This is a genomic window from Mumia flava, from assembly GCF_002797495.1.
In the GTDB taxonomy this organism is placed as follows: domain Bacteria; phylum Actinomycetota; class Actinomycetes; order Propionibacteriales; family Nocardioidaceae; genus Mumia; species Mumia flava.
Genome location: NZ_PGEZ01000001.1, coordinates 2,462,501 through 2,475,712 on the forward strand (window position 1 = coordinate 2,462,501; position 13,212 = coordinate 2,475,712).

11 protein-coding genes are annotated in these 13,212 nt (G+C 70.4%); 9 read left to right on the forward strand and 2 right to left on the reverse strand.

Annotation, left to right across the window (positions count from 1 at the left end; genetic code table 11):
• Positions 1-8: 8 nt before the first annotated feature.
• Positions 9-983 (forward strand): ABC transporter substrate-binding protein, encoded by a 975-nt coding sequence (locus tag CLV56_RS11640; protein ID WP_039339922.1) that lies wholly within the window; start codon positions 9-11, stop codon positions 981-983.
• Positions 984-1,035: 52 nt separating this feature from the next.
• On the opposite strand, the gene CLV56_RS11645 is transcribed toward CLV56_RS11640, so the two are convergent.
• Positions 1,036-1,854: a metallophosphoesterase gene (locus tag CLV56_RS11645; protein ID WP_039339920.1), complete on the reverse strand. Its 819-nt coding sequence runs from the start codon at positions 1,852-1,854 to the stop codon at positions 1,036-1,038.
• 45 nt (positions 1,855-1,899) lie between these two features.
• Positions 1,900-3,009 (reverse strand): sugar kinase, encoded by a 1,110-nt coding sequence (locus CLV56_RS11650; protein WP_039339918.1) that lies wholly within the window; start codon positions 3,007-3,009, stop codon positions 1,900-1,902.
• A gap of 108 nt (positions 3,010-3,117) precedes the next feature.
• On the opposite strand from CLV56_RS11650, the gene CLV56_RS11655 reads away from it, so the two are divergent.
• The 8 genes from CLV56_RS11655 (at position 3,118) to CLV56_RS11690 (ending at position 13,200) form a co-directional block, all read left to right on the forward strand.
• A complete protein-coding gene (locus CLV56_RS11655) occupies positions 3,118-3,891 on the forward strand; it encodes an IclR family transcriptional regulator (RefSeq protein ID WP_039339916.1) in 774 nt (257 codons plus the stop codon).
• Positions 3,892-4,035: 144 nt separating this feature from the next.
• On the forward strand, positions 4,036-4,821 hold the full coding sequence (locus tag CLV56_RS11660; RefSeq protein ID WP_039339915.1) for an IclR family transcriptional regulator: 786 nt from the start codon (positions 4,036-4,038) through the stop codon (positions 4,819-4,821).
• A 27-nt stretch (positions 4,822-4,848) separates the two neighbouring features.
• Positions 4,849-6,258: an aldehyde dehydrogenase family protein gene (locus tag CLV56_RS11665; RefSeq protein ID WP_039339913.1), complete on the forward strand. Its 1,410-nt coding sequence runs from the start codon at positions 4,849-4,851 to the stop codon at positions 6,256-6,258.
• Complete coding sequence (locus tag CLV56_RS11670; protein WP_039339911.1) at positions 6,255-7,742, forward strand: sugar ABC transporter ATP-binding protein; 1,488 nt, start codon at positions 6,255-6,257, stop codon at positions 7,740-7,742. Before CLV56_RS11665 ends, CLV56_RS11670 begins: the two co-directional genes overlap by 4 nt.
• A complete protein-coding gene (locus CLV56_RS11675) occupies positions 7,739-8,734 on the forward strand; it encodes an ABC transporter permease (protein ID WP_100414858.1) in 996 nt (331 codons plus the stop codon). The genes CLV56_RS11670 and CLV56_RS11675 overlap by 4 nt, the downstream gene beginning before the upstream one ends.
• A gap of 47 nt (positions 8,735-8,781) precedes the next feature.
• Positions 8,782-9,747: a sugar ABC transporter substrate-binding protein gene (locus tag CLV56_RS11680; protein WP_039339907.1), complete on the forward strand. Its 966-nt coding sequence runs from the start codon at positions 8,782-8,784 to the stop codon at positions 9,745-9,747.
• Between the two features lie 17 nt (positions 9,748-9,764).
• Positions 9,765-10,478: a bifunctional 4-hydroxy-2-oxoglutarate aldolase/2-dehydro-3-deoxy-phosphogluconate aldolase gene (locus CLV56_RS11685; RefSeq protein WP_100414859.1), complete on the forward strand. Its 714-nt coding sequence runs from the start codon at positions 9,765-9,767 to the stop codon at positions 10,476-10,478.
• A gap of 61 nt (positions 10,479-10,539) precedes the next feature.
• Entirely contained in the window at positions 10,540-13,200 is a 2,661-nt protein-coding gene (locus tag CLV56_RS11690) for a DUF5107 domain-containing protein (protein WP_100414860.1), read from the forward strand.
• The last annotated feature ends 12 nt before the right edge of the window (positions 13,201-13,212 follow it).

Below are 13,212 nucleotides of genomic sequence, written 5' to 3' on the forward strand. Positions count from 1 at the left end.
GGGATTCCATGTCACTGTTCACCCGGCGCGCACGTCGCGGACGTGCGCGTGCCCGGACCGCGCTGGCTGTGGCCGGCGCCGCCGCGCTGGTCGCCCTGGCGGGTTGCGGATCCGACGACGAGGGCGGGAGCGGCGGCGACGAGTCGCTCGGCCCGGTCACGATCTCGGGCCAGAACTTCACCGAGATGCAGATCCTGGCGGAGCTGTACGCCCAGGTCCTCGCCGACGACGGCTACGAGGTGACGCAGAAGCTCGTCGACACCCGGCCGATCTACATCGACCAGCTGTCGAGCAACGACGTCCAGGTCGCCCCTGAGTACCTCTCGGGCATCGGCGACTACCTCAACACCGAGGCCTTCGGCCCGGATGCCGACCCGATCACCGACAACAACGTGCAGGCGACGTACGACGAGGTTGCGACGCTCGCGGCCGACGTCGGCATCACGCTGCTGGAGCCGGCGGAGGCGACCGACCAGAACGCCTACGCCGTCACCCAGGAGTACGCCGACCAGCTCTCGCTCGCGACGCTGTCCGACCTCGGCGAGTCGGGCGAGACCGTGAAGCTCGCGGCCGCACCGGACTGCAAGGACCGTCAGGACTGCGCGAAGGGTCTGGAGTCGGTGTACGGGATCGACATCGCCGAGGTCGTGCCGCTCGGCTTCGGCAGCCCGGAGGGCAAGCAGGCGGCCCAGAACGGCGAGGTCCAGGTCGTGCAGGTCGCGACGACCGACGGGTCCCTGGAGGACGACGGTCTCGTCCTGCTGGAGGACGACCAGGGTCTCCAGCCCGCCCAGAACCTCATCCCGGCGGTCAACAGCGAGTGGCTGACGACCAACCAGGATGCGGCCACGTCCCTGAACGAGCTGTCGGCGAGCCTGACGACCGAGGACCTGGCCGAGCTGAACGCCCGGGTCGACGTGGACCGGGAGAAGCCCGCCGACGTGGCGCGCGACTACCTCGAGAGCGAGGGGCTGCTCGGCTGAGAGCGGGTGCTCGCGGCGATCGCCACCTGACGCGCGACGGCGGCCAGGTGGCTCAGCGGGAGCCGTCCGGGACCAGCCCGGGCGGCTCCTGCGTGTCCAGGCGCACGAGCTGGCAGGGTCCGCCGAGGTAGATCCCGCCGTCGATGTCGAGCACGAGGCCGCCGGCGTACCGGACCGGCTCGTCGTGCGCGGTGACGCCGCCGCCGCGCAGCGTCGCGCCGATGGTGTGCCCGTGGACGATGTCGTTCCCGCCGAGCGTCGCGAGCATGGTGCGGGCGACCTCGTGCCCGTCCTCGCCGCTGAAGGCGTAGCGGTGCGTCAGCCGCGTCCAGGCCTCCCACCAGGTCTCCAGGTCGGGCATGTGGAGCTCGGCGCGCACGGCGGCGTTGATCTGGTCCACCTCGTCGGCCCACAGCAGGTAGCCCGTCGTGTCGGAGTGCATCAGCAGGTGCCCGTCGACCGAGGCGATCACGTCGCGGGTCGTCAGCCAGTCGAGGTGCTCCTCGGTGAGGCCCTCGAGATCGGTGATGACGCCGCCGTTGTGGATCCAGTTCACCGCGAAGTTGAAGCGGGGGTCCGACGGGATCTCCGTCTCGCCGTAGCGCTGGGTGCCGAGGAGCAGGATCTCGTGGTTGCCGAGCAGCGCGGTCGCGCTCCCGCCGGCGGCCGCCGCCTCGTCCTCGAGCCGCATCGCGAGCTCGATCACGGCGAGTCCGTCGGGACCGCGGTCGACGTAGTCCCCGAGGAACCACAGACGCGCATCGCCTCCGGTCCAGTGTCCGTCGGCGTCGGTCAGTCCGTTCGCGTGCAGTGTCGCGACCAGCACCTCGAGATGCCCGTGGATGTCGCTGACCGCGTAGAGGCCCCCCATGTCCCGACAGTAGGGCGCCCCGCACCGCCTCGCCGGTCGAGTGCGTCAGCGGATGACGCGAGCGCCACCCCCGGCCGCCAGACGATCGACCTCCGCAGCGGTGGCCATCGAGGTGTCGCCCGGCGTGGTCATGGCGAGGGCGCCGTGGGCTGCGCCGAGCTCGACGGCACGTTCGAGGTCCGCGCCGTCGAGCAGGCCGTGGAGAAGACCGGAGGCGAAGGAGTCACCCCCGCCCACGCGGTCGAGGATCTCGAGGCCGTCCCGTTGGGTCGCACGAACGAATCCCGCGCGCGACCAGGCGATCGCACCCCAGTCGTTGACGGTGGCCGTGCGGACCGACCGCAGCGTCGTGGCGACGACCGAGAGGTGGTCGAGCTCGCTCGTGACCTTCTCGATCATGCGCGCGAAGCGGTCGGCATCCAGGTCCTGCAGCGTCGGGTCGCCGCCCGGCACCTCGAAGCCGAGTGCTGCCGTGAAGTCCTCCTCGTTCCCGAGCATGATGTCGACGTGCTGCGCGAGGCTGCGGTTGACCTCGCGCGCGCGCTCCTGGCCACCGATCGAGCGCCAGAGGCTGGGTCGGTAGTTCAGGTCGTAGGAGACCACGGTCCCGTGGCGCCGTGCCGACGACATCGCCGCCTCCAGCACCTCAGGCGTCGAGGAGGAGAGCCCGGCGTAGATCCCTCCGGTGTGGAGGATGCGTACGCCGAGGTCCCCGAACAGGTGATCCCAGTCGACCGCGTCCGCCCGGAGCTGCGATGCCGCCGTGCTGCCGCGGTCGGACACGCCGAGGGCGCCCCTGACCCCGAACCCGCGCTCGGTGAAGTTGAGCCCGTTGCGGACCGTGCGTCCGATGCCGTCGTCAGGTGTCCAGACGAGGTGGTCGGTGGACACGCCGCCGCCCTCGATCAGGGACTCGACGAGGTGCCCCACCTCGTTGTCGACCAGCGCGGTCACCACCGCCGTGCGGTGCCCGAAGACCCGTCGAAGCCCGCGGACGACGTTGTACTCGCCGCCGCCCTCGCGCACCTCGAAGCTGCGAGCCGTGCGGATCCTGCTCTCCCCGGGGTCGAGCCGGAGCATGACCTCGCCGAGAGCGACGGCATCGAAGACGCACTCGTCGGCAGGGCGGAGGCGGGTGGAGAGCTCGGATTGCACGGCGATCCCTTCGGGTCTGTTCAGAATGCTGAACGAGTGGCAGAATATCGAACGCCTGCATTGTTAACCGCGGGTTGATCCGTCTGTCAAGCGGTACGGGAGTCCGTGATGTCCGAAGCAAGGGCCGCTGCTGGTCGGGTGCGCGCCGTCGACCGTTCGCTCGACGTGCTCGAGCTGCTCGCGACGACCCGTCGCCCGTACGCGCTCAGCGAGGTCGCGCGGGAGCTCGAGGTCCCCAAGAGCACGATGCTCGGGATCCTGCGGACCATGGAGTCGCGTGGCTGGCTCGTCGAGGCCGGCGGGGCCTTCGCGCTCGGTCCCCGGTCTCTGGTCCTCGGCACGGCGTACGCCGACACCGACTTCGTCGCGTCACGGGCGGGCGTCCTCCTCGACCAGGTCCTCGCGTCGATCGGCGAGACGGTCCACCTGGCCTGCCTCGACGGCGCGGACGTGCTCTACCTCGCCAAGCGGGAGTCGACGCATCCGCTGCGGATGTTCTCGGCGATCGGGCGCAGGCTGCCTGCTCACGCGACCGCGCTCGGCAAGGCGATGCTGGCGACGCTCTCCGACGAGGCGATCGACGAGCTCCTGCCGCGTCCGCTCCCGCGTCTGACCGACGCGACTCTGGTGGAGCGCGAGGATCTCTTCGTCGACCTCCGGCAGACGCGATCGCAGGGGTACGCGATCGACCGGGGTGAGAACGCCGACGGCATCGAGTGCTGGGCGGTTGCGCTCGATGTCGACGCCGCCGTGCCCTACGCGGTCAGTGTGTCGATCCCGACGCTCCGGATCGATGCTGATCTCCCGGACCGCGTGGTCCAGGTGCTGCGAGCCGTGCAGGCCGACGCGGTCCGTCTGGGGCGCCGCGACTCCACCGCCTGACGCGCCCCGCACTCTCCGTCGCCGCTCCGGACGACGTTCCCGTCCGGTTGCGAGAACGCACCGGCGACCCGCTTGACATCTCACTGTGACCTCGGCCACAGTGTCGCCGGTTCGTATTTGTCGAAGAAGATTCGAGTTATTCGAATGACCGAGAACGGGCGGAAGTCGTCGAGCGTCGCGAAGGCGTTCGAGCTGATGCAGCTGATCGCGGATGCCGGCGCCGACGGTGTCGGTCTGCAGCCACTCGCTGCGCGGGCCGGCGTGGCCGTCAGCACGGTTCACCGCTACACGGCCTCGCTGCTGGAGCTGGGAATGATCGAGCGCAACGCCAACGGATGCTTCCGCCTCGGGGTGGGGCTCGTCACGCTGGCCGGCCGCTACCTGGAGGACGACCTCCTGCGCACGGTCGCGCACCCGTTCCTCGTGGAGCTGGCCGAGGTCAGTGGCGAGACGGCCCACCTCGGCGTCCCGATCGGCAACCGTCTCGTCTACGTCGACAAGGTCGAGAGCGCGAAGTCCGTCCGGCTCGTGTCCCGGATCGGGAGCCAGGTGCCGATGCACTGCACGTCCATGGGCAAGGCGCTGATGGCGCTGATGCCGCCCGAGCAACGCGACGCTCTGCTCGCCGGCGATCTCGATCGCCCCACCGAGCGCACGCGGGTCGGCGCCGACCTGCTGGCCGAGCTCGACCGCGTCCGGGCCCAGGGCTTCGCCCTCGACGACGAGGAGAACGAGGACGGCGTGCGCTGCATCGGGCTCGCCGTCGTCAACGCCGCCGGTGACCCGGTCGGCGCCTTCAGCGTCTCGGCCCCGGCCGGCCGGTTCAGCGTCGAGGACTGCCATCGCCTGGCGCCGAAGGCGATGGCGATCGCCGCCCGGATCACCGATCGGATCGGGTACACCGGCGGACCCCGCCGGACGACCCTCTGACCCTCCCTCCCCCTGGAAGAAGGACACATGCACACCCAGACATCCCTGACAGCACTCGAGGTCGTCAACCCGGCGACGGACGAGGTGCTCGGCACCGTTCCCGACCTCTCCGTCGAGCAGGTGGACGGGATCGTGGCGCGGGCGCGCACGGGCCAGCGGATCGTCGCGGCGATGCCCGCTCACGAGCGCGCACGCCTGCTGAACGACGCTGCCGACCGGATCGCCGGCGAGCGCGACCAGCTCGCGCGGCTCCTGGCCGCGGAGAACGGCAAGCCGTGCGCGCAGACCGAGGCCGAGGTCGACGCGGCGGTTCGGATCTTCCGGGGCTGCGCGGGCGAGGCGACGCGGCTGTTCGGACGGCAGATCCCGCTCGACGCCGTCCCGGGACTCGAACGCCACCTGGCGGTCACGGTTCGCGAGCCGCTCGGCGTCGTAGCGGCGCTCGTCCCGTTCAACTATCCCGTCGAGCTGTACGCCCACAAGGCGGCGGCCGCGATCGCAGCCGGCAACGCGGTCGTGGTCCAGCCTCCGCGGCGCTGCCCGCTGACGCTCGTCCGGATCGCGGAGATCCTGCTGGAGGCCGGTGTGCCGGAGGAGGCCCACCAGCTGGCAACCGGAGGTGTCGCTGTCTCGCAGCGGCTCGCCGAGCACCCGGACGTCGCAGCAGTCAGCCTCACGGGGAGCACGGCCGCCGGGCGCGAGATCGCCCGGCGCGCCGCTGACACCTTCAAGAAGGTGCTGCTCGAGCTCGGCGGGAACGACGCGATGATCGTGTGCGAGGACGCCGACGTCGACGCAGCAGCCGAGGCCGTCGTCCTCGGACGGCTGGCACGGGGTAACGGGCAGATCTGCTGCGCGGTCAAGCGGGTCTACGTCGCCGACGCCGTCCACGACGCCTTCGTCGACGCACTCACGTCCCAGGCGGCCGGACTCGTGGTGGGCGATCCGATCGAGTCGAAGACCGACGTCGGACCCTTGATCTCGACCGACGCGGCCGAGGCAGTCGAGTCGGCCATCGCGCGGCTCGTGGAGGACGGGGCCCGGCTCGTGCTGGGAGGAGAGCGTGACGGCGCCTACCTGCGCCCGGCCGTCCTGGTCGACGTGCCGACCACCAGCCCGGCTCTCGCCGAGGAGATCTTCGGCCCGGTGGCGCCCGTCGCGCGCTTCTCCGACCCGTTCGAGGCGGTGGACATGGTGAACGACTCGCCGTACGGGCTCCAGGCGGCGATCTGGACCCGCGACGTGCAGCGCGCCTTCCAGCTCGCGCACCGCCTCGACGTCGGCGGCGTCGTGATCAACGGGTCGACGGCACTCCGGTCGGAGAACCTGCCCTTCGGCGGGACGAAGGACACCGGCGGGGCACGCGAGGGATATCACGACACCGTTCTCGAGCTCACGCGACAGAAGACGCTCGTGGTGATGGAGGCCTTCGCGTGAACCTGGAGATCCGGGGGGTCCACAAGTCGTACGGCTCGAACGAGGTGCTCCACGGGATCGATCTCGGGGCCAAGGGCGGCGAGGTCCTGGCCGTCGTCGGGGCGAACGGGGCCGGGAAGTCCACGCTCATCAAGATCCTCGCGGGCGCCGAGCCGATGTCGGCGGGCGAGCTCGTGCTCGACGGCGAGCGGCTCGACCTGCGCTCCCCCCACGATGCCCATCGCGCCGGGATCCGCACCGTCTACCAGGAGCTGACCCTCGTTCCCGAGCTCACCGTCACCGAGAACCTCCTGATGGGCGAGCTCCCTCGGAGGGCGGGCCTGATCGACTGGAAGGCCGCGCACGGCCGGGCGCAGGGGCTGCTCGACCGGATCGGGTTCGCATCGGTCGATGCGCGGGCCCGTGCGGAGGACCTGAGCGTCGCCCGCCAGCAGATGGTCGAGATCGCGAAGGCGCTCACCACCGAGCCGAAGGTGCTCGTGCTGGACGAGCCGTCCGCGGTGCTCGCCGGCGCGGACCTGACGTCGCTGTTCCGGCTGATCGAGCAGCTGACGGCCGAGGGGGTGCTCGTGCTCTACGTGTCTCATCGGCTGGCTGAGGTCGCCGCGCTGGCCGACTCGATCGTGGTCATCCGAGACGGGGTCGTCGTGGCGACCACGACGCCGGCGGAGACGGACGAGCCGACCCTGATCTCGCTCATGGCCGGGCGGCAGCTCGGCCGGGTCTATCCCGAACGCCGTACCGGTCCGGGTGAGGTGCTGCTGTCCGTCGAGCGGCTCTCCAGGAGCGGTGAGTTCGCCGACATCGGGTTCGACCTGCGCGCCGGCGAGGTGGTCGGTCTCTTCGGGCTCGTGGGTGCCGGTCGCAGCGAGCTCGCCCACTGCCTCTTCGGTGCTTCCCGGCCGACCTCGGGGCGGGTGCTCGTCGAAGGACGGGAGCTGGACCTGCGGCGGCCACGCACGGCGATCCGCAACGGGCTCGCCCTCGTCACCGAGGACCGCAAGCGTACGGGCCTCGTGCCCGGGATGACCGTCCGCGACAACATCGCGCTCGCAACGCTCCGCGCGCGGATGCGGGGGCCGCTGATCGACCGTGGAGCACAGCGCGAGGACACCGACGCGATGATCGAGCAGTTCGACATCCGGCCGCCGTCGTGCGCCGCGATGCCGATCGGACGCTTGAGCGGCGGGAACCAGCAGAAGGCGATCCTCGCCAAGTGGCTTCTGGTCGGTCCACGGGTCCTCATCCTCGACGAGCCGACCCGGGGGGTCGACATGGCGACCCGGATCGACCTGTACCGGGCCGTCGACGATCTCGCCCGCGACGGCCGGACCATCCTGCTCATCTCGTCCGACCTCAGCGAGGTGATCGGCGCCTCCGACCGCGTCCTGGTGATGGCCGACGGACGTCTGACCGCAGAGCTGAGCGCGGACACCGCCACCGAGGACTCGGTCCTCGCCCACGCGATCGGAGAAGCAGCATGACCCTCCCCAGCCCGACAGCCGACCGGCCGGCGACCCGGCGCACCTCGATGCCCCGACTCGTGGTCGGCGGACGCGACATCACCGGCGCGGTCGCGTTCACCGTGCTCCTCGTGGCCCTCGTCGCGCTCGCGGCGATCACGACCGACAACTTCCTGACCGAGCGCAACATCCAGAACCTTCTGAAGCAGATGGTCACGACCGGTCTGCTCGCCTACGGGATGCTCACGGTGATCCTGACCGGGGGGATCGACCTGTCCGTCGGCTCCGTGGTGGCCTTCTCCGGCATCGTGAGCGCAGGCCTGGTAGCCGACCTCCCGATCCCGGTGGCCTTGGCCGTCGCGGTCGCGGCCGGGGTCGGCTTCGGGCTCATCAACGGCATCCTCGTGGCCGGATTCGACCTGGCCCCCTTCGTGGTGACGCTCGCCGCGCTCACCACGATCCGAGGACTGGCCTTCGTCTACTCCGACGTCCCGATCGCACCGGAGGATCCCGGCTTCTTCACCCTCGGCTCGCAGATGGTCGGCCCCGTTCCCCTCAGCACCCTGATCATGATCGCGGTCTTCCTGATCGGAGGAGTGTTCCTCAGCCGTACGCCGGCCGGGAGGGCCCTCTACGCGATCGGCGGGAACAAGGAGACCGTCCGCCTCGCGGGGATCAGCGTCCGCAAGCACGTCGCTCTCGCGTACGTGATCAGCGGCGCGTGCGCCGGGCTGGCGGGCGTGATCCTCTCCAGCAGGGTGGGGATCGCGCAGCCCAGCGTGGGCGTCGCCTTCGAGCTCGACGCGATCGCCGCGTGCGTGATCGGCGGGGCGAGTCTCGCCGGCGGACGCGGCACCGCCCGGGCGACCTTCGGCGGGGTGCTCGTCCTCGCTCTGATCAACAACCTGCTCAACCTCTACGGCGTCCAGAGCTACTGGCAGCAGGTCCTGAAGGGCCTGATCATCATCGCCGTCATCCTCGCGCAGTACCACGCGCAGCGACGCCGAGCCTGACCCAAGAAGACGTGGCAGAGCGCCACCACCATGAAGGAGAGAAACCCATGAGGATCATGACCACACTCGCGGCAACCGTGGGGGCCGGCGTTCTCGCTGTCGGTCTCGCCGGGTGCGGCTCGGACGACGGCAGCGCCGACGCCGACGAGGGCTACACCGTCGGTGTCGCGAACTTCACCCTCGCCGGCCCGTACTTCAACGGCATGGACAAGGCGATCGCCGCGCAGGCCGAAGAGGCGGACGTCGACGTGGTGAGCACCGACGCCAACGGTGATGCCGCAAAGCTCGCGTCCAACGTCGAGGACCTGATCAGCCGCGACGTGGATGCGGTGATCATCTCCGGCGGCCCGCTCGAGTCGGCGCCGGCCGTCCTCAACTCGCTCGCGAACGCCGACATCCCTGCGGTCCTGGTCGACCGCAAGTTCCAGACCGGCGAGTACACGAGCTGGATCGGCCCCGACAACGAGCAGATCGGCGTGCAGGACGGTGAGTTCCTGGCCGAGCAGCTGCCCGACGGGGGGAAGGTCGCCATCATCAAGGGCGGGCCGGCCGACAACAGCATCGGGCTCGCCCGGACCAACGGCGTGAAGTCGGTTCTCGAAGGGGACTCCGCGTTCACGCTGGTCGAGGCTCCCGACTTCGGTGGCTGGGCGTCCGACGGAGGGCTCAAGGTGATGGAGAGCCTGCTCACCACCGATCCCGACGTCGCCGCGGTGTTCTGCGAGAACGACGCGATGTGCCTGGGCGCCCAGCGCGCGATCGCCGACGCAGGTCTCACGGACCAGATCATCCTCGCCGGCGTCGACGGTCAGCTCGAGGCGCTCCAGCAGATCGCGGACGGCACCAACTACAAGGTGACCGGCCTGAACAGCGCAGACGAGATCGGTCGGCTGGGGCTCGACCGGGCCGTGGAGATCCTCGACGGCGAGGACGTCGAGAAGGACACCGTCGTGCCGTCGCCCCAGATCACCGCGGACAACGCCCAGGAGTACATCGACAAGGGGACGTTCTGAGCACCGCGGGCCCGGGTGTGACGAGCGTGTTCGACGCCGCCTCCGTCCTCGACGCGATCACTGCGCGCTTCGTGGTGGCGGTCCTGCGCGGACCGGACGTCGAGCGGACCCGACTCGCGGTCGCGGCGCTGGCTTCGGCCGGTGTCGGTGCGGTCGAGATCGCGTACACCACCCCGGGCGCGACCGAGCTGATCGCCCGGCTGCGTGAGGAGCACCCCGACGTGCGGGTCGGCGCCGGGACGTTGCGGTCGACGGCACAGGTCAAGGACGCCGCCGCAGCAGGAGCGGAGTTCCTGGTCAGCCCCGGCTTCGACCCGGAGGTCGCCGGCCGGATGGCCGACACGGGCCGGCTGTGCGCCGTCGGGGCCCTCACTCCGACGGAAGTGATGAAGGTGGCGGAGTACAGCACGATCCCCGTCATCAAGCTGTTCCCGGGATCCCTCGGAGGCCCTTCGTACTTGAAGGCCCTCCGAGGTCCCTTCCCGGAGCTGCAGTTCATGCCCACCGGTGGTGTCACACCGGTGAGCCTCCACCGATGGGTCCACGCGGGCGCCGTCGCCGTCGGCGCCGGGGGCGAGCTGTGCCCCTCGGTCGCCGTCGCGGCGGGTGACTCCGCGCAGATCCGCACCCGCGCCAGCCGCTTCCTGGCGGCAGCGCGGGCCGCCCGAGAAGACAGCACCACCACCACCGACCGAGGTCAGGAAACCGAGGACAGGAGCAATGATGCGTAGGAGAAGACTAGCCCTCACCGGGATCACAGGCGTCGCCGTTGCGGCGATCGGCGCGGGAGCGTTGAGCGCCCCGGCGGTCGCCGGGCCCCCAGCGACCCAGCGCGGCGCCGCGGTCCACGCCGAGGGCCACCGGCACGGCGCCCACGGAACACTGTCGGTTCGCCGTGCGCGGGCCCTCGACGACAAGTCGTTCGTCCTGACCTTCAGCGATCCGCTGAGCGCTCAGATCCGCGAGTTCGTCGACGGCAACGCCGAGTACCTGACCGAGTACCTCCACGTCGACGGGGGATCCGCAGCCGGCGACGACGCCGCGCTCGACGGGGCGGCGCTGAGCGGCGTCGCCGGGACCCGTGTCTACACCGTCGACGGCGACCGTGCGTCGCTGCGGGTCGTGCTCGGGTCGGGCGCGACGCTCCGGGACGCGACCTACCGGGTCTGGCTCGACGGCGACGGCCTGTCGCTGTCCGACGACCTCCTGATCAAGGGAGCCGACGGCGAGGAGTTCCGCGGGGAGCAGTCGGCGACCGAACGGCTGCGCGGCACCTCGGCCGACGCCGACCCGGCGCAGATCGCTGCCGCTCGCGCGACCGACCGTCGGTCGGTCCGCCTGACCTTCGACGACCCGGTCCTGGACGGCATGCCGGCCGGCCGCTACGACGGTGACGGGATCACGGTCGAAGGGGACGGATCCACCGCGAGCCCCACGTACGTGCAGCGTCTCGACGGCACGGACTCGCGGGCCTGGGAGCTGGTCTTCGCCGACGACCTCCCGCGGCACGCCTCGATCACCATCGAGGGCGACGCGCACGGTCTGCGGACGTCGGCCGGGACGCTCGGCGACGACGACGTGCTGTCGACGACGGTCCGAGGTCGTGGGCACGAGCGTCGGAGCCCACGGGTCACCTCGGTCGACGTGGCCGGCGACGGTGAGTCGATCGCGATCACGTTCGACCGCAAGATCTCGACCTTCACCCATGACGACGGCGTCGAGGAGCTGGCAGAGACCGCGCTCGGCACGGGCGGCAGCACCCTGGACCGGGACGTGCTCCTCGACGGAGTCTCGCTGGACGGAGACGTGGTCGGGGGTGGGCGCCACGACCTCGACCAGAACCTCGAGCAGGTGGCGGCCTACGTTCCGGACCTGCGCACGATCGTCGTCAAGGTCGAGGGTGGTGAGGCGCTGCAGCCTCGCTCGCGCGGCTCGGTGACGATCGAGCCCGGGACGCTCACCGATCTCGCGGGTGTCTCGAACACCCGGCTGCGCGCGTCCTTCCGCGTGCCGCGGGCCGCGAAGCCCTCGTCGTCGTACGACGCCTCGGCGGAGGACTTCCTCGCTGTGGACGACGACGCGAGCGTGTCGTTCCAGCGGAACGCGTTCGAGTTCACCGACCCCGAGGGCGGTGACTTCTCCGTACGGCCGGAGAACGTCGAGAACCGTCTGGTCGAGGACACCGCGGATGCGATCGTGGTCGAGAACAAGTACGTCGAGGCGACGTTCGTCCCCGGCTACGGCGGACGGATGCTCTCCTTGATCTACAAGCCGACCGGGAACGACCTGCTGTACACCAACCCGGTCGGGACGCCGTACGGCTTCACCAGCACGCCCGTCGGCCGACCCGGGAACAGCCCCTTCTACCACAACTGGCTGATGGTCTGGGGTGGAGTCTTCCCGACGATCACGGAGGCCGAGCACGGCAAGTACTGGTTCCTCCCGTGGGACTACGACATCGAGGAGAGCGACGACGCGATCGCGATCACGATGACGCGCACGGACGACCTGAACTACGCCGACCGGCCGAGCAAGTACCGCTACGGCGCGACCGGCCTGGAGACCAGCGTGACCTACACGGTGGACAAGACGAGCCCCGCGGTCGACATGTCGGTCTCGATCCACAACCCGAACGACGTCGCCAAGCAGTTCGAGTACTGGACCTGCACGACTCTCGCTCCCGGTGCCTCGTCGCACGAGGGGTCGCCGACGATGGAGATCGTGTCTCCGGTCAGCGTGATCCAGCGTGAGTCCTGGTACCCGTGGATCGACGACGTCGAGGAGCCGGCGAACCCGGCGACCCCGGGCGACAACTACAAGGTCCTCGACCAGCTCAAGAAGATGGTGAACTGGGACCGCGACGGGATCGTCTACGGCCAGGGCCTGGCCGACAACCCGCAGGGCAACTGGTGGGGCGTCATCAACCAGGAGAACGGCGAGGGCGTCGTCCGGATCGGCGAGAACGACAAGACCCCGGGCATGAAGTTCTGGGAGTGGGGCTACGAGAACTCGTTCGACACCAACATCTACGACAACGGTCACTCGGCACGCCCGTACATCGAGCTGTGGGCCGGTCGGTCGAACAAGTTCTTCCAGCCGGCGACGATCGCCGCGGGCGACACGATCGCGTGGACCGAGACCTACCAGCCGACGATGGATCTCGCGAACGTCACCAACGCCAACGGCGACGGGGCCGCCCAGGTCGCCTTCAGCGGCAGCGGCGACGACGTCACCGTCCGCGGGGACGTGTTCTCGACCCGGATCGGCGAGGAGCTGACCGTGCGCCTCGTCGACGATGCGAGCGGCGACGTGCTCGCCGAGCGCTCCTTCGTGGCGAGCGCCGAGGAGTCCGCGGACCTGTCCGCCGAGGCGAGCGCCGGGGAGACCGTCCGCCTGGAGCTCGTCGACGGCACGGGGGAGGTGCTGCTCACCGCTGTCGCGAGCCAGGGCTGATCGCGAGCCGGG

Coding starts and splice junctions, on each gene's coding strand:
- CLV56_RS11640 (WP_039339922.1), top strand. CDS start 9: ATGTCACTGTTCACCCGGCGCGCACGTCGCGGACGTGCGCGTGCCCGG.
- CLV56_RS11645 (WP_039339920.1), bottom strand. CDS start 1,854: ATGGGGGGCCTCTACGCGGTCAGCGACATCCACGGGCATCTCGAGGTG.
- CLV56_RS11655 (WP_039339916.1), top strand. CDS start 3,118: ATGTCCGAAGCAAGGGCCGCTGCTGGTCGGGTGCGCGCCGTCGACCGT.
- CLV56_RS11660 (WP_039339915.1), top strand. CDS start 4,036: ATGACCGAGAACGGGCGGAAGTCGTCGAGCGTCGCGAAGGCGTTCGAG.
- CLV56_RS11665 (WP_039339913.1), top strand. CDS start 4,849: ATGCACACCCAGACATCCCTGACAGCACTCGAGGTCGTCAACCCGGCG.
- CLV56_RS11675 (WP_100414858.1), top strand. CDS start 7,739: ATGACCCTCCCCAGCCCGACAGCCGACCGGCCGGCGACCCGGCGCACC.
- CLV56_RS11680 (WP_039339907.1), top strand. CDS start 8,782: ATGAGGATCATGACCACACTCGCGGCAACCGTGGGGGCCGGCGTTCTC.